Origin of the sequence: Campylobacter sp. 2018MI10, assembly GCF_018501175.1 — a bacterium.
GTDB lineage: Bacteria > Campylobacterota > Campylobacteria > Campylobacterales > Campylobacteraceae > Campylobacter_E.
Genome location: NZ_JAHCZD010000140.1, coordinates 1 through 383, shown reverse-complemented (window position 1 = coordinate 383; position 383 = coordinate 1). Strand labels below are relative to the sequence as shown.

At 31.3% G+C, this 383-nt stretch carries 2 protein-coding genes; both read right to left on the bottom strand.

The annotated features are described in order from the left end of the window. Positions 1–121 (bottom strand): SMR family transporter (locus tag KJR01_RS10040; protein WP_250325193.1); only part of this gene is annotated, 121 nt, incomplete at its 3' end. Positions 122–123: 2 nt separating this feature from the next. Next, a partial coding sequence (locus tag KJR01_RS10035; RefSeq protein ID WP_214119109.1) for a DMT family transporter occupies positions 124–383 on the bottom strand: 260 nt, incomplete at its 5' end.

Genomic DNA, 383 nt, shown 5'->3' with positions numbered 1-383 from the left:
ATCCAAAACACACAATCAAAGCCAAAAGGTAAAGCTTGTTTTTAGTGCTTACAAGTTCTTTCATGATCACCACACCAAAAATTTCACAAGCAGTAGCTAAAAACAAATAAAACCATTCCATAACTAAGCTTCCTTGCTTACCCATTTAAGGGCTATAATGCTTAAAAGTAAAATCGCTATAAGCACAAGTTTAATTATAGAAACAGCCTCATTAAAAATAAACATTTCATTTAAAACCACTCCTATAGTGCCAATGCCTACAAAAACACTATAAGTAATGCTAACTTCAAGTCTTTCACAAGCTTTTAAAAAACAAGTAAAAGAAATACAAACCCCAATGGCTGTTAAAATATAGTGCCAAATTTCTGTAGAATACTTAAGTC